At 67.0% G+C, this 18,464-nt stretch carries 19 protein-coding genes; 13 read left to right on the plus strand and 6 right to left on the minus strand.

Annotation, left to right across the window (positions count from 1 at the left end; all coding sequences use genetic code 11):
• The first annotated feature begins 55 nt into the window (after window positions 1-55).
• The 6 genes from ACFWYW_RS19415 to ACFWYW_RS19440 all read left to right on the plus strand — a co-directional run bounded on the left by ACFWYW_RS19415 (window position 56) and on the right by ACFWYW_RS19440 (window position 8,432).
• Entirely contained in the window at window positions 56-1,147 is a 1,092-nt protein-coding gene (locus tag ACFWYW_RS19415) for a trypsin-like serine peptidase (RefSeq protein WP_379612196.1), read from the plus strand.
• Window positions 1,148-1,349: 202 nt separating this feature from the next.
• Window positions 1,350-2,432, plus strand: coding sequence for a trypsin-like serine peptidase (locus tag ACFWYW_RS19420; RefSeq protein ID WP_379612197.1), 1,083 nt, complete (start codon window positions 1,350-1,352; stop codon window positions 2,430-2,432).
• 69 nt (window positions 2,433-2,501) lie between these two features.
• Entirely contained in the window at window positions 2,502-2,921 is a 420-nt protein-coding gene (locus ACFWYW_RS19425) for a hypothetical protein (RefSeq protein ID WP_379612198.1), read from the plus strand.
• A 312-nt stretch (window positions 2,922-3,233) separates the two neighbouring features.
• Entirely contained in the window at window positions 3,234-4,763 is a 1,530-nt protein-coding gene (locus ACFWYW_RS19430) for a trypsin-like serine peptidase (protein ID WP_379612199.1), read from the plus strand.
• Between the two features lie 433 nt (window positions 4,764-5,196).
• Window positions 5,197-6,765: a trypsin-like serine peptidase gene (locus ACFWYW_RS19435; RefSeq protein WP_379612201.1), complete on the plus strand. Its 1,569-nt coding sequence runs from the start codon at window positions 5,197-5,199 to the stop codon at window positions 6,763-6,765.
• A 182-nt stretch (window positions 6,766-6,947) separates the two neighbouring features.
• Window positions 6,948-8,432 carry a trypsin-like serine peptidase gene (locus ACFWYW_RS19440; protein WP_379612202.1) on the plus strand — a complete coding sequence of 495 codons (1,485 nt, stop codon included), beginning with the start codon at window positions 6,948-6,950 and terminating at the stop codon, window positions 8,430-8,432.
• A 47-nt stretch (window positions 8,433-8,479) separates the two neighbouring features.
• Here the strand turns inward: ACFWYW_RS19440 and ACFWYW_RS19445 are convergent, their stop codons facing one another.
• The 4 genes from ACFWYW_RS19445 to ACFWYW_RS19460 form a co-directional block, all read right to left on the minus strand.
• A complete protein-coding gene (locus ACFWYW_RS19445; RefSeq protein WP_379612203.1) occupies window positions 8,480-8,701 on the minus strand; it encodes a sigma factor-like helix-turn-helix DNA-binding protein in 222 nt (73 codons plus the stop codon).
• A 36-nt stretch (window positions 8,702-8,737) separates the two neighbouring features.
• Window positions 8,738-10,096: a hypothetical protein gene (locus ACFWYW_RS19450; RefSeq protein ID WP_379612204.1), complete on the minus strand. Its 1,359-nt coding sequence runs from the start codon at window positions 10,094-10,096 to the stop codon at window positions 8,738-8,740.
• A gap of 103 nt (window positions 10,097-10,199) precedes the next feature.
• A complete protein-coding gene (locus ACFWYW_RS19455; protein WP_379612205.1) occupies window positions 10,200-10,652 on the minus strand; it encodes a hypothetical protein in 453 nt (150 codons plus the stop codon).
• A gap of 109 nt (window positions 10,653-10,761) precedes the next feature.
• Window positions 10,762-11,952 carry an NADP-dependent malic enzyme gene (locus ACFWYW_RS19460; protein ID WP_379612206.1) on the minus strand — a complete coding sequence of 397 codons (1,191 nt, stop codon included), beginning with the start codon at window positions 11,950-11,952 and terminating at the stop codon, window positions 10,762-10,764.
• A 274-nt stretch (window positions 11,953-12,226) separates the two neighbouring features.
• Between ACFWYW_RS19460 and ACFWYW_RS19465 the strand changes: the two genes are divergently transcribed.
• The 4 genes from ACFWYW_RS19465 to ACFWYW_RS19480 are packed head-to-tail and all read left to right on the plus strand — an operon-like array spanning window position 12,227 to window position 15,448.
• Window positions 12,227-13,078: an ABC transporter substrate-binding protein gene (locus ACFWYW_RS19465; protein WP_379612207.1), complete on the plus strand. Its 852-nt coding sequence runs from the start codon at window positions 12,227-12,229 to the stop codon at window positions 13,076-13,078.
• The gene (locus ACFWYW_RS19470) at window positions 13,078-13,887 is read left to right on the plus strand and encodes an amino acid ABC transporter permease (protein WP_379612208.1); all 810 of its coding nucleotides are present in this window, start codon (window positions 13,078-13,080) and stop codon (window positions 13,885-13,887) included. The genes ACFWYW_RS19465 and ACFWYW_RS19470 overlap by 1 nt, the downstream gene beginning before the upstream one ends.
• Window positions 13,884-14,633, plus strand: coding sequence for an amino acid ABC transporter ATP-binding protein (locus tag ACFWYW_RS19475; protein ID WP_379612209.1), 750 nt, complete (start codon window positions 13,884-13,886; stop codon window positions 14,631-14,633). The genes ACFWYW_RS19470 and ACFWYW_RS19475 overlap by 4 nt, the downstream gene beginning before the upstream one ends.
• Window positions 14,633-15,448, plus strand: a complete 816-nt coding sequence (locus ACFWYW_RS19480) for an ABC transporter substrate-binding protein (protein ID WP_379612210.1) — start codon at window positions 14,633-14,635, stop codon at window positions 15,446-15,448. The genes ACFWYW_RS19475 and ACFWYW_RS19480 overlap by 1 nt, the downstream gene beginning before the upstream one ends.
• Here the strand turns inward: ACFWYW_RS19480 and ACFWYW_RS19485 are convergent.
• A complete protein-coding gene (locus ACFWYW_RS19485; protein ID WP_379612212.1) occupies window positions 15,397-15,732 on the minus strand; it encodes a S24 family peptidase in 336 nt (111 codons plus the stop codon). The two genes, ACFWYW_RS19480 and ACFWYW_RS19485, sit on opposite strands and share 52 nt — an antisense overlap.
• A gap of 72 nt (window positions 15,733-15,804) precedes the next feature.
• Here ACFWYW_RS19485 and sodN point away from each other — a divergent pair, with 72 nt between their 5' ends.
• The 3 genes from sodN (at window position 15,805) to ACFWYW_RS19500 (ending at window position 17,573) form a co-directional block, all read left to right on the plus strand.
• Window positions 15,805-16,206, plus strand: a complete 402-nt coding sequence (gene sodN, locus ACFWYW_RS19490; protein WP_221341572.1) for a superoxide dismutase, Ni — start codon at window positions 15,805-15,807, stop codon at window positions 16,204-16,206.
• 144 nt (window positions 16,207-16,350) lie between these two features.
• Entirely contained in the window at window positions 16,351-16,776 is a 426-nt protein-coding gene (locus ACFWYW_RS19495; RefSeq protein WP_184972484.1) for an anti-sigma factor, read from the plus strand.
• Window positions 16,777-16,793: 17 nt separating this feature from the next.
• A complete protein-coding gene (locus tag ACFWYW_RS19500) occupies window positions 16,794-17,573 on the plus strand; it encodes an RNA polymerase sigma factor SigF (RefSeq protein ID WP_379612213.1) in 780 nt (259 codons plus the stop codon).
• On the opposite strand, the gene ACFWYW_RS19505 is transcribed toward ACFWYW_RS19500, so the two are convergent.
• Window positions 17,570-17,953, minus strand: coding sequence for a hypothetical protein (locus ACFWYW_RS19505; protein ID WP_379612214.1), 384 nt, complete (start codon window positions 17,951-17,953; stop codon window positions 17,570-17,572). The two genes, ACFWYW_RS19500 and ACFWYW_RS19505, sit on opposite strands and share 4 nt — an antisense overlap.
• Window positions 17,954-18,464 lie beyond the last annotated feature (511 nt).

An 18,464-nucleotide genomic window follows, 5' to 3' on the forward strand; every position in this document is an offset into this window, starting at 1 on the left:
ATAGAGTGAGTCGATCTGGAAAAATCCTCCCTTACGACCCTAAGAAAGGCATTTCATGATCCCCCCGGTCAGGTCCCTCGCGGCCGCCGCCCTCGGCGCGCTGCTGATGGTGCCTGCCCTGACAGGGATCGCGAACGCCGCGCCGAGCAAGGTGATGACGGTCCCGCTGGCCAAGACCGACGCGGACATGAAGAAGGTCGCGGAGTACTGGCAGCCCGACCGGCTCAAGAAGGCCGACAGCTACTCGCCGGCCACGCCCGCGGGCAACGCCCCCGCCGCCTCCTCGACCGCCGCCGGGTCATCGGCCGGCGCCGCCGTACCGGCTGCTTCCACCACCGCGAAGAAGGCGAAGACGGGCCCGCGCGACGTCGCGCCCGCGCTGCCCAAGAGCGGCTCGGCCGCCAAGACCATGGGCAAGGTCTTCTTCCGGTTCGGCAGCAAGGAGTTCTGGTGCTCGGCCAGCGCGGTGGCGTCCAAGAGCAAGAGCGTCGTCGCCACGGCCGGTCACTGCGCCTACGACCCGCGCCAGCCCGGCGAGGCGCACAACTGGATCTTCGTCCCCAACCCGCAGCCCGACGGCACCACCCCTGACGGCATCTACGTCGGCGCCTCGCTCAGCCTGCACGAGGACTGGGTCAAGGGCGACTACGACTTCGACTACGCCTTCGTCACCGTCCACCGCGGCTTCGTCTGGGAGAAGCAGAAGGACGGCAGCTACTCCATGAAGGACGTCGGCAAGCTGCAGGACAACGTCGGCGGCCAGGGCCTGGCGATCTCCAAGGGGTACGGCAACCGCGTCAACGCCTTCGGTTACCCGGCGGGCGCCCAGCCCGACGGCACCCGCCCCTTCAACGGCAAGACGCTCGAGACCTGCGCCGGCGGCACCAGCAAGACGACCGCGCCGAGCCGGGAACTGCAGTACGGCGTCCTGCTCCAGCCCTGCAACCTCACCGCGGGCGCGAGCGGCGGCCCCTGGCTGTGGAAGTTCCAGAGTTCGACCAAGCTCGGCTACCTCAACGGGGTCAACAGCCTGACCTGGAACCGCGACGCCCGCGGGGCGTACGACGCGGTGTCCGCGCCGCCCTTCATCGCCACCACCGCCGACGTCTACCGGCAGGCCGACGCGCAGGGCAGCAGCGAAAAGTGAGGCAAGTCACATCGGCCCCATAGGTCGGCTCTGTGATCAGGCACTCCTTCTGTCTCGGAACGATCACACCGCGTGTTGGAGCGGTTGACATGATCTACCGAAAATTCACATGACACGAGTCAGCGCTGTAAGTTCCGGGCTGTCCGTTTTTGCTGAGTTCGGCGCGCTTGGAGCGCCCATACCAGCGCAACCTGGAGTTACCTTGAAGCGAATCCTTCTCCCGGCCGGTGGCGCTCTGCTGGCGACCGGTCTCGTGGCAGCCGGCCTGTCCGGCACCGCCCAGGCCGCCGACGACATCGCCAAGGACCCGATGGCCACCAACACCAAGGCGGCCTACTCCGTCGCCGCGTTCTGGATGCGGTCCAACTTCGCAGCCCTGCGCAACGCGACGGCCTACACCTGGGACGCCGCCGACGTGAAGAAGGTCGTCCAGAAGGGCGGCTACAGCCCCGACGGCCGTCCCGGCCAGACCGCGCCGCAGTCCGCCGGCTCCGGCAAGTCCCAGAACGTGAACCTGCCGAAGACCATCGGCAAGGTTTTCTTCGTGGACGCGTCCGGCAAGTACCGCTGGTGCTCGGCCACCTCGATCCAGTCGAACTACCGCAACGTGGTCTCCACCGCCGCGCACTGCGTGTACGACACCGACGGCAACCGCGACGTCATGGACCGCTGGGTCTTCGTCCCCGGTTACTACCAGGGCAAGGCTCCGTGGGGCATCTACGTGGGCAAGCAGGCGTTCACCCACTACGACTTCACGACGTACGAGGACTACGACCGCGACTACGCGTTCGTCACCGTGTACAACGGCATCGGCCACAACGGCAAGAAGTTCGTGGACGCCGGTCGCCTCGGTGACAACGTCGGCGGCCAGGGCATCTCCTGGAACCAGCCGAGCGGCAAGCCGGTGCGCGCCTTCGGTTACCCGTACGCGCCGCACCCGGACGGCAACAAGGTCTACTCGGGCGTGACCCCGAAGACCTGCTACGGCCCGACCACCGGCAAGAAGGTCGGCGCCTCCTGGCTGAAGATCGAGGAGCACGTGGGCCTCAAGTGCGCCGTGACCCCCGGTTACGACGGCGGCCCCTGGCTGAAGAACTACAGCAACGCCAAGCGTCTCGGTTACGTGAACGGTGTCACCAGCACCTTCGCCGACCAGGACGGCAACGACCGCATCGACTGGATCACCTCCCCGTACTTCGACGGCGAGACGGCTGACGTCTACAACGCCGCGAAGAACGTGTGGTCCGGCAAGGTCGTCGGCCCGAACGGCGAGCTCTACAAGTAAGACCACCGTGTGAAGGGGGCCCGGCTCGATGCCGGGCCCCCTTCCGCGTTTCTGGGCATATCTCCCAGCATGACCGGCCACTTTCACGCCTACCGGTGGACCGGGATCGGCGAGGAGCTGAGCCTGGAGGAGGAGCGCCGGACCGGCACACCCGAGTTCCCCAGTTCGCCGCTGCCGCCGCTACGCACCGCCGACTGGCTCGCGCGCCCACGCCGCCAGGTGGCCGCCACCTTCGAATCAGCAGCCGGCGCGGTGGACTGGCTGGGCCGGGAGTACACGCCGGTGAGCCGCAAGCTGCTCCTGCCCGCCGGCGAAGAGCGCATCGGGCGTGCCGTACGGCTGGCCAACGCGACCGAATCCCTCACGGGCGGCGCCGACGTCCAGTGGGGTTTCTGGCTCACGGGCGGCCGGTTCGTGTCCCTGGCGGTCGTCTGCTGCCCGAATCGGACCGCCGCACACCCGTGCCCGCTCATGATCGGAGCGACTTAGACGGGGTGAGAGCCCCATCTGGTTCCTGTGATCTGCGTCACATTCACCGGATCACGGGGAGTGCCGAGGCACTTACCGCTCATTTGCACCATTCGCCACATGCCCCCGATTGGCCAGTGAAAACATGCCCAAACGATCACCGCGGGTAATTGTCTCTGACAGATAACAGCACGGTCACGGCGGTAAGGGTGACTACCAGACCGGGCGAAACGGCTTCCACCTGCAAAGATCACACGGGTATGTTCCTTGCTATCCCTTTACTGACGCATGGGACGCATGTTGCGACCCACGACAGACCAAGGAGCAGTTCCCTTGAAGCGCATCCTCATCCCCGCCGGTGGAGCCGTTCTGGCAACCGGCCTGCTGGCTGCCGGCCTGGCCGGCACCGCCTCGGCCGCCAACGACGTCGACACCGACGCGATGGCGAAGAGCGCAGCCACCGCTAAGGCCATCGCCGCTTTCTGGGCGGACAACAACGGCGCCGCCCTCAAGGGCGCCAAGGAGTCCAACGTCTGGGACGGCAAAGACGTCGAGAAGCTGAAGCAGAAGGGCGGCTACTCCGCCGACAGCCGGCCCGGCACCACGCCCCCGATCGGCGCCGAGAAGAAGACCACCGCCAAGGTTCAGAACGTGAACCTGCCGAAGACCATCGGCAAGGTGTTCTTCGTGAACGGCAAGGGCGAGAAGAAGTGGTGCTCGGCCACCTCGATCCAGTCGCAGTACCGCAACCTGGTCGCCACGGCCGGCCACTGTGTGTACGACGTCAAGAACAACCAGGACGTCATGTCCAAGTGGGTCTTCGTCCCCGGTTACTACCAGGGCAAGACTCCGTGGGGCATCTACGTGGGTAAGCAGGCCTTCACCCACTACGACTTCTCCACCTACGAGGACTACGACCGCGACTACGCGTTCGTCACGGTCTACAACGGCGTCCAGCTCGGCAACGGCACCGCCAAGAAGGTCTCCAAGGCCGAGTTCGACAAGTACCAGGGCGTCAAGGACGCCAAGGACGTCGAGATCACTCGCGCGGAGTTCCGCAAGTGCAAGCTCGACCCCACCTCGATCGAGGCCTGCTGGGTCAAGAAGGGCTCGGACGCTGAGCCGTCCGGTCCCGACTACCCCGGCGCCGAGGTCGCCAAGGTCGAGGTCAACGCGGACAAGTACAAGGCCGCGAAGGTCGGCAAGGGCAACGGCTTCAAGTTCGGCGAGCCGGTCACCGAGATCGTGACCGACCCGGCTGCCAAGGCCTACGTCGAGAACCAGAAGAAGGACCCGGTCAAGTACCCGGCCACGGTCAAGCAGGACGCGCGCGGCAACTGGACCATCACGCACTACTACGTGCAGCAGTGGTACAGGCCGGGCCAGGCGACCAAGTTCTACAAGACCGAGTTCTACATCATCGAGGGCTTCGCCAAGGACGCCGGTCGCCTCGGTGACAACGTCGGTGGCCAGGGCTTCGCCTGGAACCAGCCCACGGGCAAGTACGTCCGCGTGTTCGGTTACCCGGCCGCCCCGCACCCCGACGGCAACAAGAACTACACCGGCATCACCCCGAAGTGGTGCTACGGCAAGACCTCTTCGAAGCTGGCCGCCTCGGCAGCCAAGAAGATCGAGGAGCACGTCGCGCTCAAGTGCGCGATGACCGAGGGCGCCGACGGTGGCCCCTGGCTCCTCAAGTACAGCAACGCCAAGCGCATCGGTTACGTGAACGGTGTCACGAGCACGTTCGCCGACCAGAACGGCAACGACCGCGTCGACACCATCACCTCGCCGTACTTCGACGGCGAGACCGCGGCTGTCTACAAGGCCGCCGCCAAGGTGTGGTCCGGCAAGGCGTTCTAAGTAACGCAACGCGAGCGGCACTAGCTGTTCGTAGATCGTGAATAACCCGTAGGGCCCGGCAATCGCCGGGCCCTACGGCTGTCCCGCCGAAAGTTGAAGCCGTTTTGACGCATGGGGCCCGCAGACGGTGCCATCAACTCGATGTGATCTGCGTCACATTGGTGGCGGACCACCCATCAGGGCAACACCCCAACCCCACACGTCACACCAGCAACAAGCATCTGTTGATCTGCGAAAACATCACAGGTCTGGCCTCTCGCCCGGTCAGCCCCATCGGCTGCATAAACATCACGAAGCGATCACGGCCGACTTGTCCCATCTTTTCCGCCCGAAGCGGGTTCCTGTTTTCAAGATCGGCGCTGTATGTTCCTGGCTATCCCTTTACTGACGCATGGGACGCAAGAGGCGTTCCACGACAGCGCAAGGAGTTACCTTGAAGCGCATCCTCCTCCCGGCCGGTGGCGCCATCCTGGCCACTGGTCTGCTGGCCGCCGGCCTCGCCGGTGCCGCCCAGGCCGAGCCGAACATTGACGCCGACGCCCTCGCTGCGTCGAACGCCAAGGCGGCCGAGGTTCTCAACTTCTGGACCAAGTCCAACAACGCTGCCCTGCGGCAGGCCACGGCCTACTACTGGGACAACAAGGACGTCAAGAAGATCGTCGAGAAGGGCGGCTACGTCGGCAACACCAAGCCCGGCGAGCTCCCCCCCATCGGTGCCGAGAAGAAGGTCACCGTCAAGTCCCACAACGTGAACCTGCCGAAGTCCATCGGTAAGGTCTTCTTCGAGGGTCGCGACGGCAACCTCTACTGGTGCTCCGGTACCTCGATCCAGGCCAAGTACCGCAACCTGGTCTCGACCGCTGGTCACTGCGCGTACGACTACAAGAACAACGGCGAAGTCGTCTCCAAGTGGGTCTTCGTTCCCGGTTACTACCAGGGCAAGACGCCGTGGGGCATCTACGTGGGTAAGCAGGCCTTCACCCACTACGACTTCTCGAACTACGAGGACTTCGACCGCGACTACGCCTTCGTCACCGTTTACAACGGTATCGGCGGCGTGCAGGCGGACGCGAAGAAGGTCACCAAGAAGGAGTACGACGCCTACCAGGGGTCCAAGGACACCAAGGTCGTCGAGGTGACTGCCGAGGAGTACAAGAAGGGCAAGCTCGACCCCGCCACGACCGACGACTACGACGTCGAAGAGGGCTCCGCTGACGAGGCCTCCGGCCCCGACTACCCCGGTGCCGTCGTCGGCAAGGTCGAGGTTCTTAAGGGTGAGTACGACCTCGCCAAGGTCGGCAAGGGCAACGGCTTCAAGTACGGCGAGCCCGTGGTCGAGCACGTGACCTACGACGAGGCTGTCGCTTACATCAAGAAGCAGAAGCCGAGCTGGAAGCCGGGTCAGGCGCTGCCCGCGCCCACCAAGGACTACCCGGGCGTTGTCGCGGTCGACGGCAACACCAACGCCACCATCACGCACTACTTCGTGCAGCAGTGGTACAAGGCGGGCAAGGCCACCAAGTACACCCGCACGGACTACTACATCTTCAGCGCTGCGCTGAAGGACGTCGGTCGTCTGGGTGACAACGTCGGCGGCCAGGGCTTCTCCTGGAACCAGGGCACCGGCAAGGTCGTTCGTACCTTCGGCTACCCGTACTCGAAGCACCCCGACGGCTCGAAGCCCTACTCCGGCGTTACGCCGAAGTGGTGCTACGGCAAGACCGGCCCCAAGGCCACCAAGGTCGCGAGCCTGAAGATCGAGGAGCACGTGTCGCTGAAGTGCGCCGTCACCGGCGGCTACAACGGCGCCCCGTGGCTGCTCAAGTACAGCAACGCCAAGCGCATGGGCTACGTCAACGGCGTGACCAGCGTTCTGTACGACACGGACGGCAACGACCGTTGGGACTACATGTCCTCGCCGTACTTCGACGAGGAGACGCACTCGGTGTACTCCGCCGCTGCGAACGTGTGGTCCGGCCCGATCACCGCGGTTGCCAAGTAACCTCGTGATCACCTGAGTCGGAGGTCCAAACTCTGACTCGCCCTAGCATCACCCGAAGGGCCCGGCTTCTAGCCGGGCCCTTCGGCATTCTTCAGGAAATTTCCGCGAAGATCCCTTATCAGAGGGGCGCAAGGGTCGATAGGGTCCTGACATCCCCTTTGTTACTCCTGTGGAGCCCCCCTGTGAAGCGCCTGTTCGTCCCCCTCGCCGTCGCCGGTTTGAGTGCTGCCGCCGTCGCCTTCCCCGCCGCCGCCGAGCCCAGCTGGGTCCAGGACCCGCTCGCTCCGAAGCCGGCCGACGCCTACAGCAACGCCTTCTTCTGGCTGGACGGCAACGCCGCCGCGCTGAAGAAGGCCACCCAGTACCACTGGGACGCCAAGGATGTCCCGAAGCTGGTGACCACCCAGGCCAAGAAGTTCGACGGCAAGCCCGGCATGACCGCCCCCATCACCTCGTCCAAGCCCGGCGCCAAGGTGAAGAACGTCAACCTGCCCCGCAGCATCGGCAAGGTCTTCTTCCTCGACCGCAAGGGCAACTACCGCTGGTGCTCGGCCACCTCGATCCAGTCGCGCCACCGCAACCTGGTCGCGACCGCCGGCCACTGCGTGTACGAGGACGGCAAGGACGTCTACCGCAAGTGGGTCTTCGTACCCGGCTACTACCAGGGCAACGCTCCCTGGGGCGTCTACGCGGGCGCGTACGCCTTCACGACGTATGACCTCGACGTGTACGACGACTACGACGGCGACTACGCCTTCGTGGCCGTGCACAACGGCTTCACGCTGACCGAGGAGAAGAAGGTCACCGCCCAGCAGTACAAGGCCTGGGCCGGCGACAAGTGGATCAAGCCCCGCGAGATCACCGCCGAAGAGTTCGCCAAGTGCAAGCTGAACCTCGGCGACTGCTGGTCCGAGGGCGAGGACAAGCCCGCCGACCTGGTCGGTCCCGACTTCCCCGGCGCGGTGCTGGAGAAGGTCGAGGTCAACGAGAAGACCTACACCGACGCCAAGATCGGCAAGGGTCAGGGCTTCAAGTTCGGCGAGCCCGTGGTGGAGCAGGTCACCAAGGCGGCGCACGACGCCTACAAGGGTCCGGGCAAGCCCGGCACCGACAAGTACGGCAACTACACCATCACCCACTTCTACACGCAGAAGTGGGTGAAGCCCGGCACCAGCCGCAAGTACTTCGTGGCCGAGTACATCATCGGTCTCGCCAAGGACACCGGGAAGCTCGGGGACGTCGTGGGCGGGCAGGGGTTCGCGTGGAACCAGCCCAAGGGCCAGCCGGTCTACGCCTTCGGCTACCCCGCCGACCCGCACCCCGACGGCGACAAGCCGTACTCCGGCGTCACCCCCAAGTTCTGCTACGGCAAGACGGGCACCAAGACCTACCAGGTCAACAGCTTCAGGGTGGAAGAGCACCAGGTGCTCAAGTGCTCGCTGACCGGCGGCGCCGACGGCGGTCCCTGGCTGCTCAGGTACAACAACGCCAAGCGCACCGGCTACCTGAACGGCGTGACCAGCATCTTCCACGACCAGGACGGCAACCAGCGGATCGACTTCATCAGCTCCGCCTACTTCGACAGCGAGACCGCCGACGTCTACAACAAGGCGACCTACGCGGAGACGAAGTCCGTCGTGGGCCCGAACGGCGAGATCCTGCACTAAGAACGGCATCACGAAAGCCCGCGGTCCCGCCGCGGGCTTTCGCGCGTTCAGGGGTGGCCGTCCATGCGGCGGCGGGCGTCGGCGACGAGCCGCCGCGTCGCCGCCGGTGAACGGTTCAGAAGGGCCGCGACCTCCTGGTACGGCAGGCCGAACAGAACATGCAGCACGAAGGCGAGCCGTTCGGCCGGTGACAGGGTCTTCAGCACGTCCAGCAGGGCCAGCCGCACGGCGTCGGCCACCAGCTTGTCCTCGTCATCACTGCTGTTCATACCGCAGTGACGGTTGGCGGGGCGCCGGATGTGACGTCAGACGGAGGCCAGGTCGCGGGTGCGTTCCGCGAGTTCCTGTACGGCACGCTCCTGCTTGTGCGGTTCGAGGCGGCGGCGTAGGTCGGCGGCGTAGGAGCGGGAGCGGGCCGACTGGAGTTCGGCGCCCAGGACCAGCGCGTCGGTCGCGGCGGCGCAGGCTTCCTCCAGTTCGCCGTGCTGCAGGAGCCCGGCCGACAGCAGGGAGAGGTTGAACATGCGGCCGCGCACGAAACGGCCGTCCATCTGCAGCGAGCGGCGCGCGTGGCGGACGGCGCGCTCGCCGTCGCCGAGGTCGCGGAAGCAGTGGGCGAACTTGGCCGCCAGGTACGCCTCGTCGAAGTACCCGAGCCACGCAGGCTCCTCCTCGGTACGGCGGGCGGCGAAGGCCTGCTCGGATTCGTTGAGCGAGACGCCGCAGGCGCGGGCGTCGCCGAGTCCGGCGTGGGCGTGGGCCTCCAAGACGTGGGCGGAGGCCAGGAGCGTCCGTACGCCCGCCCGCCCGGCCGACAGCTGCGCGGCACGGGCCAGGTCGAGCGCGTGGCCGTGCTGGCCCATGTAGATCGCCTGGTGGGCCATGCCGGCCAGGATCTCGCCGCCCAGGGCGTGGTCGGCGGCGCCGCGGGCCAGGCGCAGCGCCTGGATCAGGTAGCGCTGGGCGAGGCCGTGCTGTTCGAGGTCGTAGGCCATCCAGCCGGCCAGGCGGGTCAGTTCGGCGGCGGCCGAGGCCAGCTGGCGGCCGGTGGCTTCGCCGTACGAGCCGTCCTTGAGGAGCGGCGAGACTGCGGTGTCCAGATATTTCACGACCGAGGAGCGCACGCGGCCGCTGCCGAAACGGTTGTCCAGTTCCCCGAACGAACGGGTCACCTCGTGAATCGCCGCGATGTCCGCGTTGCCGACCCTGCGCCCTCCCCCGCCGGTCGGCCGTCCCTCCGCCGGCGCCGCCAGCCAGCGCAGGGCGCCCACCGAGCCCGCCCCGATCGCGAACGTCGAGTCGAGCAGGAACCTCCGCCTCTCCACATCCGCGCGCCACAGTGCTGTCACGGTAGCGACCCCCTCCTGCCAGGTGTGCGTGAACTCCTGCCCGAGATCGAGGGGTGTGGTCATGGCCGGCATGCCGAGTTCTTCCGCGCTCACCGGCCTGCCGAGCCGGAGCGCGAAGATCTCCGCGAGAAGGCATGGAACCGGTTCCCTCGGCCGCTGACCACCGATCCAGCGCAGAACGGAGCTGTGGTCGTACTTGAGGCCGGGGGTGCCGCGCGCTGCTCCCAGATCGTTCAGCCGCCGGGCAAGGCCCTTGTGTGAGAAGCCCGCCTCCGCGATGACTCGCTGGAGCAGTCGGTTGGGCTCGCGTTCCATAGCTCTCCTCGCCCAGGAGCCGGCGCCCGCCATCCTTACAGAGCGCTCCCTTTATAGCACGAAGAGTAAAGAGGTTTTCTGCAGTTCCTAAAGACGAGGCGGGCTAGGGCAGGTTCAGCTCCCAGACGCGTACGGCCATCGGGCGCTTGGTGTTGTCGAAGACCACGCGCACCGCCATGCGGCCCTTCTTGAGCCGCTGCCAGAGGTGGATCGGGTCGCACTTGGTCTTGCCATAGGCCTTCTTGGTGGCACTGTCATGGGGGTATCCGGCGGCCCGCTTGCCGCACTTCTTGTTGACCTGGCGGTAGTCCAGCCCTTCCGTGTACGCGATCCGGATCGGCTTTCCTGTCTTCTTGTCCAGTGACCAGCCGAGCAGGCCGCTCTCCCCGATCTCGCCCAGCGACGCCTTGTGCGGGGTCAGGATCAGGTGGGAGTTGCCGGAGATCTTCGCCCAGCCGTACACGGTCTTGAGGCCCGCGGCGGTTTCCGCGGAGGCCGGGGTGGTCGCGACGAGCAGCATCGCGGCGGCCGCCGCGCTGACCAGAACCGCTTTCATGTGTCCTCCAAGATCGACGTTTCCGCGAGCCTCTCAGACGCCGCTTAAGAACGGCTTGCAGAAAGCGCCCGGCCGGATTGCTCCGGCCGGGCGCTGCGATCGTGCGGGTCTAGAGGCGGCTGACCCCGTCGATCTGGGCCTGGGCGGCGACGGCGGCCGTCACCGCGGGCGCCACCCGGGCGTCGAACGGGCTCGGGATGATGTAGTCGGGGGTCAGGTCGTCGGCGACCACGTCGGCCAGGGCGTCGGCGGCGGCCACCTTCATGTTCTCGGTGATCGTGCGGGCGCGCACGTCGAGGGCGCCGCGGAAGACGCCGGGGAAGGCCAGCACGTTGTTGATCTGGTTGGGGTAGTCGGAACGGCCCGTGGCCACGACGCTCGCGTGGCGGCGGGCGACGGCCGGGTCGATCTCGGGGGTCGGGTTCGACAGGGCGAACACGATCGCGTCGGGTGACATGGAGGCGATGGCCTCCTCGGCGACGGTCGAGCCCGACAGTCCGATGAAGACGTCGGCGCCGGCCAGCGCCGACTCGGTCGAGCCGGTGTGGCCGCCCTTGTTGGTGTCGCGGGCCAGCGCGGCCTTGACCGGGTTGAGGTCGGTGCGTCCCAGGTGGAGCAGGCCCTTGGAGTCGGCTACGGCGATGTCACCGATGCCGGCCTCCAGCAGGATACGGCTCACCGCGACGCCGGAGGCGCCCGCTCCGGCCACCACGGCGCGCAACTCGGACAGGGAGCGTCCGGTGACCCGTGCGGCGTTCTTGAGCGCGGCCAGGGCCACGATGGCGGTGCCGTGCTGGTCGTCGTGGAAGACCGGGATGTCGAGCAGGTCGCGCAGCCGGTCCTCGACCTCGAAGCACCGGGGGGCGCTGATGTCCTCCAGGTTGATGCCGCCGAAGGAGGGCGCGAGCCGTACCACCGTCTCGACGAGTGCGTCGACGTCGGTGCAGGCGAGGCAGATGGGGACCGCGTCGACGCCCCCGAACTCCTTGAACAGGAGGGCCTTGCCCTCCATGACGGGCATCGCGGCGGCCGGGCCGATGTCGCCGAGCCCTAGCACAGCGGTGCCGTCGGAGACGACGGCGACCACATTCGAGACCCAGGTGTAATCGTTGACCAGCTCCGGGGAGTCGGCGATGGCCGAGCAGACGCGGGCCACTCCGGGGGTGTAGGCGAGGGAGAGGTCGTCCTTGTCGCGGACGGGGATGGTCGAGCGGACCTCAAGCTTGCCGCCGCGGTGCAGCGCGAAAGCGGGATCCAGGTCGAAGGAATCGAGCGAGGTGGAAGCGGGCGTGACAGCCACAGAGACCCCTGTAGGTTCATCGGACGGAAGGACAGACGCCACAAGGAGGCCTGGCTTCGGTAGCTGCCAGGTTCCCCTCGTCGATGGGTCGTCTCGTGAGGGGTACGGGGGTCACCCGTTTCATGATTGTGCCACATGGTGAGATAGATCAGGTGTCGGAGCTGACGCCGTTCTGTTGACGCATCGTTAAATCAGAACGCACGGACTGCTACTAACCGCCATCTAAACTTCACAAAACCTAACTTTCGTGGCATACCTCATGAGGAGGCCGAACATGGCCCTCTGGTCCTCGCGACGCCGTGGCTACGCCGTAGGCACGCTCGCTATCACCGCCGCCCTGACGCTGTCCGCCTGCGGCGGCCAGCAGGCGGGCACCGACACCGCGCAGCCGACGGGCGGCACCGCCGCGGGCGGCGCCAAGCTGGTGAAACCCGGCAAACTCACGACATGCACGAACATTCCCTATGAACCTTTCCAGTTCAAGGAAGGCGACAAGGTCGTGGGGTTCGACGTCGACATCGTCGACCTGGCCGCCAAGAAGCTCGGCGTGACCCAGGAGATCGTCGACATCGACTTCGCCCAGATCAAGAGCGGCGCGGCCATGGCCTCCGGCAAGTGCGACGTCGCCGCCGCGGGCATGACGATCACGGACGAGCGCAAGAAGAACATCGACTTCTCCGTGCCGTACTTCGACGCCACCCAGGCCCTGCTGGCCAAGAAGGGCACCGGCGCCACGTCCCTGGAAGACGTCAAGGCCAAGGGGCTCAAGCTCGGCGCGCAGGCCAGCACCACCGGCCTGGAGTTCGTGAAGGGCAAGGGCTTCGACCCGGTCGAGTACGCCGACTCGGCCAAGGAACTGCTCGCGCTGCAGTCCGGCCAGGCCGACGTCATCGTCCAGGACCTGCCCGTCGTCCTCACCTGGCTGAAGAAGCCGGACGTGGCCGCCAAGTTCGAGGTGATCGCCAGCCTCGACACCGGCGAGCAGTACGGCATCGGCCTCAAGAAGAACGCCGACCCGGTCCTGCTCAAGGCCATCAACGAGTCCATCGAAGCCGCCCAGAAGGACGGCACGTACGAGCAGATCTTCGTGAAGTGGTTCGACAAGAAGCCTGGTGAGCTGGGCTGATGAAGCCGTCCACGGCGGCTGAACCGGGCCGGGCCCGGTTCAGCCCTCGCCAGAAGCAGCGGGTCACGCGGATCGTCCAGTACGTCGTGCTGGCGCTCGCCGCCATCGCGCTGGTCCTCTATGTGGACTGGCCGAACCTGGCCCAGAACTTCGCCAAGCCCGAGGTCGCCCAGGAGACACTGCCCGAGCTGTTTACGATCGCGTTGAAGAACACGGTCATCTACACCGTGGGCGGTTTCATCCTCGCGTTCTTCTTCGGGCTCCTGTTCGCGCTCATGCGCATGTCCCAGGTGGCCGTCTACCGGTGGATCGCGACGATCTACATCGAGATCTTCCGCGGCCTGCCCGCGGTCCTGATCTTCATCATGATCACCTTCCTCCCGGTGGCGCTGCCCGGCTTCGTGGTGCCCGGCGACATCTACGGCCAGGTCTTCCTCGGCCTCGGCGTGATCGGCGCGGCCTACCAGGCCGAGGTCTTCCGCGCGGGACTGCAGGCGGTGCCCAAGGGCCAGACCGAGGCGGCCAGGTCCCTCGGCATGTCGGCGTCCAGGGCGCTGTTCACCGTGGTCGTCCCGCAGGCCGTCAGGATCGTCATCCCGCCGACGACCAACCAGTTCGTGATGCTGCTGAAGGACTCCTCGCTGGTGTTGTTCCTGGGGGTGTCCAGCCAGTACGTGGAGCTGGCCAAGTTCGGCAACGACCTGGCATCGGAACACTCCAACGCCACTCCGATCATGGTGGCGGGCATCACCTACCTCCTGGTCACGATCCCGCTCGGCTACCTCGCGCGCAGGCTGGAGAAGCGATGACGACGCCACACGCCATCGACGTCAGAGACCTGCACAAGAGCTTCGGCGACAACCACGTGCTCAAGGGCATCGACTTCACCGTCGATCCCGGCCAGGTCGTCTGCGTCATCGGGCCGTCGGGTTCCGGCAAGTCCACGCTGCTCCGCTGCGTGAACCTGCTGGAGCAGCCGTCCAAGGGCACGGTGTACGTGGAGGGCGTCGAGCTGACCGACCCCGACGTGGACATCGACGCCGTACGCCGCCGCATCGGCATGGTCTTCCAGCAGTTCAACCTGTTCCCGCACATGACGGCCCTGCAGAACGTCATGATCTCCCAGCAGCGGGTGCTCAAGCGCAGCAAGAAGGAAGCGGAGATCATCGCCAGGGAGAACCTGGACAAGGTCGGCGTGGGCGCCAAGTGCGCCGCCTACCCGGCCCAGCTCTCCGGCGGCCAGCAGCAGCGCGTGGCCATCGCCAGGGCGCTGGCGATGAACCCCGACCTGATGCTGTTCGACGAGCCCACCAGCGCCCTCGACCCCGAACTCGTCGGCGACGTGCTCACGGTCATGCGCAAGCTGGCCGAGGAGGGCATGACGATGATGGTGGTCACCCACGAGATGGGCTTCGCCCGCGAGGTGGCCGACCGGGTCGTGTTCATGGACGGCGGCGTGATCGTCGAGGAGGGCACCCCCGCCCAGCTCATCGGCGACCCGCAGCACGAGCGGACCAGGGCGTTCCTGCGGCGCGTCCTGCACCCCGAGGGCTGATGAGCACCGCACGCGGCAGGACGTCTTACGCGGGCTCCCCGGCCCGCGTGAGGCGCCGCGCGGTGATCTCGGCCGGGCTCGCGCTGCTCGCGCTCGCCGCCTGCGGAACCGAGCGCGTACGGCACGGCGATCCCTCCGGCGCCCTCACCATGTGCACCAACACGCCCTACGAGCCGTTCGAGTTCGAGCAGGAGGGCGTCATCGTCGGCTTCGACGTGGACCTGGTCTCCCTGGTGGCCCAGGAACTGCGCCGGCCGCTCAAGGTCGTCAGCGTTGAGTTCGACAGCATCCAGAACGGCAGCGCGCTCAACGACGGCACCTGCGACCTGGCCGCCGCCGGAATCACGATCACCGCGGAACGCAAGAAGAACCTCGACTTCTCCACGCCCTACTTCGAGGCCTCCCAGGCCGTCCTGGTGCGCAGGGACAGCAAGCTGAAGAAGCTGACCGGCGCCAAGATCAAGGTCGGCGTCCAGACCGGCACCACCGGCGCCGACTACGCGCGGGAGAAGGGCCTGACCGTCGTCGAGTACGACGACTCCCTGCAGCAGCTGATCGGGCTGCAGGCCGGGCACGTGGACGCGCTGATCCAGGACCGGCCGGTGATCGCGCTCTGGCTGACCAAGCTCAAGCTCGGCAAGGAGCTGAAGCTGCTGGAGAGCCTGGAGACCGGTGAGGAGTACGGCATCGCCGTACGCAAGGGAAACACCGAGCTGCTCCGGACGGTGGACACGGTCCTGGAACGTGCCAGAAAAGACGGAACCTACGCGCGGTTGCGTGACAAATGGCTGGGCAACCTGAGCAACGGCCAGTAGCGCAGCACGACACGGCCCACGATGTCGTCGACCGGGCCGAAGTCCCAGCTGTCGCGCCTGCCTGAGGCGCGCTGGTTGTCGCTCTCCAGCCACCATCCCTCCTCGCCGTGCCACTGGGCCCGCTTGACGATGAGGCGCGCGGGATCGCCGGGCAGGCGGGCGACGACCAGGTCTCCCGGGTGGACCGTGGCGCCCCGCCGTACCAGCAGCCAGTCGCCCGGACGGAGCGCGGGCCGCATGGAGTCCCCTTCGACACGCACTCTCATGTGCTGTGACCCCCTCATCCATGGGCGTTTGCAGCCGAGTAAGGTCGGTAACCGGACCAAGCTGACTCAGCATCAAGGAAGGACTTTCTGATGCTCGCACGACTGCTACGACCCAAGCATGTCGCTTCCGCTCACTGCGACCTGCCCTGCGGCGTCTACGACCCCGCTCAGGCCCGGATCGAGGCGGAGTCGGTCAAGGCGATCATGGAGAAGTACGCCGGCAACGAGGACCCGGTCTTCCGCTCGCGCGCCCTCACGATCAAGGAGGAGCGCAGCGAGCTCGTCAAGCACCACCTGTGGGTGCTCTGGACCGACTACTTCAAGCCCCCGCACCTGGAGCAGTACCCGCAACTGCACCAGCTGTTCTGGGAGGCCACGAAGCTGGCCGGCGCGGCGGGCGGCAAGGGCACGGTAGACGTGGCCAAGGCGGACGACCTTCTCGGCAAGATCGACGAAATCTCCAAGATCTTCTGGGCGACTAAGGCCGCATAAATCGGGAGATAAGGCTCTGTGTGGTACCAGCCACGCAGAGCCTTTTCGTTCGTTGGCGAGTCTGAATCCGCCAAGCACCTCTCCGGGGCGGTAAGTTGCAGTCAGCGTCGAAACCGTACGGGGTCGCTGACCCGAGGGAGGAACGTGACCGAGGAAACCGAGACGCGCGCTGAGGGCGTGGCGGGCATCCGCGACGTGGTGAGCATCAGGCTCCCCGCAGCGAGCGCCTACCTGTCCGTGCTGCGTACGGCAACCGCCGGGCTGGCCGCGCGGCTGGACTTCACGCTCGACGAGATCGAGGATCTGCGGATCGCCGTCGACGAGGCGTGCGCCATGCTGCTGACCGAGGCGGTGCCAGGCACCGACCTGACGGCCGAGTTCGAGCTGACCGGGCAGGAGATGCAGGTCAGCGTGGAGGTCGCGACCGTCGGCAACTCCGCGCCCAAACGCGATGACTTCGCGTGGATGGTGCTGACCGCCCTTGCGGATGACGTGGACGCCGTGACCGACTCCCCCGACCGCATGGCGATCGTCCTGCGTAAGCGCCGAGGCGCGGCGAGGCCGGCGTGACGGAAAGGACTGGAGCCATGGCCACCAGCGAACACGCCGTCCCCGACAGGGTGCGCGCCCGCATGCTCTTCGCCGAGCTGGCCGAGCTGGGTCCCGACGAGCCGCGCCGTCAGCGCATCCGGGACGAGCTGGTCGAGCTTCACCTTCCCCTTGTCGAGTACCTGGCCCGCCGCTTTCGCAACCGCGGCGAATGGCTGGACGACCTCACCCAGGTCGCCACCATCGGCCTGATCAAGTCCATCGACCGCTTCGACCTCGCCCGCGGCGTGGAGTTCTCCACCTACGCCACGCCGACGATCGTCGGCGAGATCAAGCGTCACTTCCGCGACAAGGGCTGGGCGGTCCGCGTACCACGCCGCCTGCAGGAGCTGAAGCTGTCGCTGACGAAGGCGATAAGCGAACTGTCGCAGCGCGAGGGCCGCGCGCCGACCGTGGCCGAACTGGCCGCCTTCCTCAAGATGACCGAGGAAGAGGTCCTGGAGGGCCTGGAGTCGGCCAACGCCTACTCGACCGTCTCGCTCGACGCGCCCGACTCCGGCGACGACGACGCGCCCGCCGTGTCCGACTCGCTCGGCATCGTGGACGAGTCACTCGAAGGCGTCGAGTACCGCGAATCGCTCAAACCGCTGCTCGAACGGCTGCCGCCGCGCGAGAAGCGCATCCTGCTGCTGCGGTTCTTCGGGAACATGACGCAGTCGCAGATCGCCACCGAGCTCGGGATCTCGCAGATGCACGTATCGCGCCTGCTGGCCCGCACGCTCGCGCAGCTACGCGAGGGACTGACCGCCGAGGACTAGCCGTCCTCCCCGTAGAGCGCCTTCGTGGTGGGGGGCGCCAGCAGTACGCCGAGGCCGACCAGGGCGACCGCCATCAGCGGGAAGCCCAGGGCCGGCCGGTCCGCCTGGATCAGCGTGACAGCCACCGGGATCATGAAGATCTGGGTGAGCACGCTCGGCGCCCTCCCCCACCGCTCCACCTTGAACAACCCGCCCCACGCGACCCACAGCAGCCCGGCCCCGACCAGCAGCCCGAACCCGGCCTCCGCGACGGCGCTCGTCATGCTCTCCGGCCTGCCCACGATGGCCTCGACGGCGACGTAAACCCCCAGGCCCAGAGCCACCAGCCCCTCCAGAGCCACCAGCACCGCCGCCACCAACAAAGTCCCAGGACGCGTCACCCCCTCACCCTAATGGGCGCCCTCTGTTGCTGCCGCTCTCAAGCCCCACTGCTCTGTTGCTGCTGCCCTCAAGCCCATTGCTCTGTTACGGCAAGCCCACCCACCCCCACCCGCCGTCGTGGGCGGGCGCCGATCGTGGGGGTCGCTTCTCACGTCGGACGTGGTCCCCACCGCAACGGCCCACGTTGACCAGCCACCATGCCCCAGGTCGGCCGCCTGCCGAGAGCGCCGAGCCCCACCGTCCAACCTCCCGCCGTCTCGGCGCTGGGAAGAGCGCGGGCTGACGCCGCGCCAGCCCCGAGCTCCCGCCACCACCCCGAGCTCGCCCCGGCGCACGCCGCCACCCCCGGTCAAACCACCACCCCCGGTCAAACCGCCACCCCAAGCCTGCCTCCCGGCTCACGCCGCCACCCCAAGCTCGCCTCGCCGCTCCCGGGTCCCGGCAGTCCGGGGGTCGAGTCCAGGTGGCTGGTCTCGGTGGTCGAGTCCTGCCTTATCGGTGTGGGCGGGT

This window comes from Nonomuraea sp. NPDC059023 (assembly GCF_042740095.1).
GTDB lineage: Bacteria > Actinomycetota > Actinomycetes > Streptosporangiales > Streptosporangiaceae > Nonomuraea.

What these genes read in the sequence shown, in the direction of transcription:
- ACFWYW_RS19455 (WP_379612205.1), bottom strand. Translation starts at nt 10,652, where the DNA reads ATGAAAGCGGTTCTGGTCAGCGCGGCGGCCGCCGCGATGCTGCTCGTC.
- ACFWYW_RS19485 (WP_379612212.1), bottom strand. Translation starts at nt 15,732, where the DNA reads ATGAGGGGGTCACAGCACATGAGAGTGCGTGTCGAAGGGGACTCCATG.
- ACFWYW_RS19465 (WP_379612207.1), top strand. Translation starts at nt 12,227, where the DNA reads ATGGCCCTCTGGTCCTCGCGACGCCGTGGCTACGCCGTAGGCACGCTC.
- ACFWYW_RS19480 (WP_379612210.1), top strand. Translation starts at nt 14,633, where the DNA reads ATGAGCACCGCACGCGGCAGGACGTCTTACGCGGGCTCCCCGGCCCGC.
- ACFWYW_RS19470 (WP_379612208.1), top strand. Translation starts at nt 13,078, where the DNA reads ATGAAGCCGTCCACGGCGGCTGAACCGGGCCGGGCCCGGTTCAGCCCT.
- ACFWYW_RS19445 (WP_379612203.1), bottom strand. Translation starts at nt 8,701, where the DNA reads ATGAACAGCAGTGATGACGAGGACAAGCTGGTGGCCGACGCCGTGCGG.
- ACFWYW_RS19500 (WP_379612213.1), top strand. Translation starts at nt 16,794, where the DNA reads ATGGCCACCAGCGAACACGCCGTCCCCGACAGGGTGCGCGCCCGCATG.
- ACFWYW_RS19475 (WP_379612209.1), top strand. Translation starts at nt 13,884, where the DNA reads ATGACGACGCCACACGCCATCGACGTCAGAGACCTGCACAAGAGCTTC.
- ACFWYW_RS19425 (WP_379612198.1), top strand. Translation starts at nt 2,502, where the DNA reads ATGACCGGCCACTTTCACGCCTACCGGTGGACCGGGATCGGCGAGGAG.
- sodN (WP_221341572.1), top strand. Translation starts at nt 15,805, where the DNA reads ATGCTCGCACGACTGCTACGACCCAAGCATGTCGCTTCCGCTCACTGC.
- ACFWYW_RS19415 (WP_379612196.1), top strand. Translation starts at nt 56, where the DNA reads ATGATCCCCCCGGTCAGGTCCCTCGCGGCCGCCGCCCTCGGCGCGCTG.
- ACFWYW_RS19450 (WP_379612204.1), bottom strand. Translation starts at nt 10,096, where the DNA reads ATGGAACGCGAGCCCAACCGACTGCTCCAGCGAGTCATCGCGGAGGCG.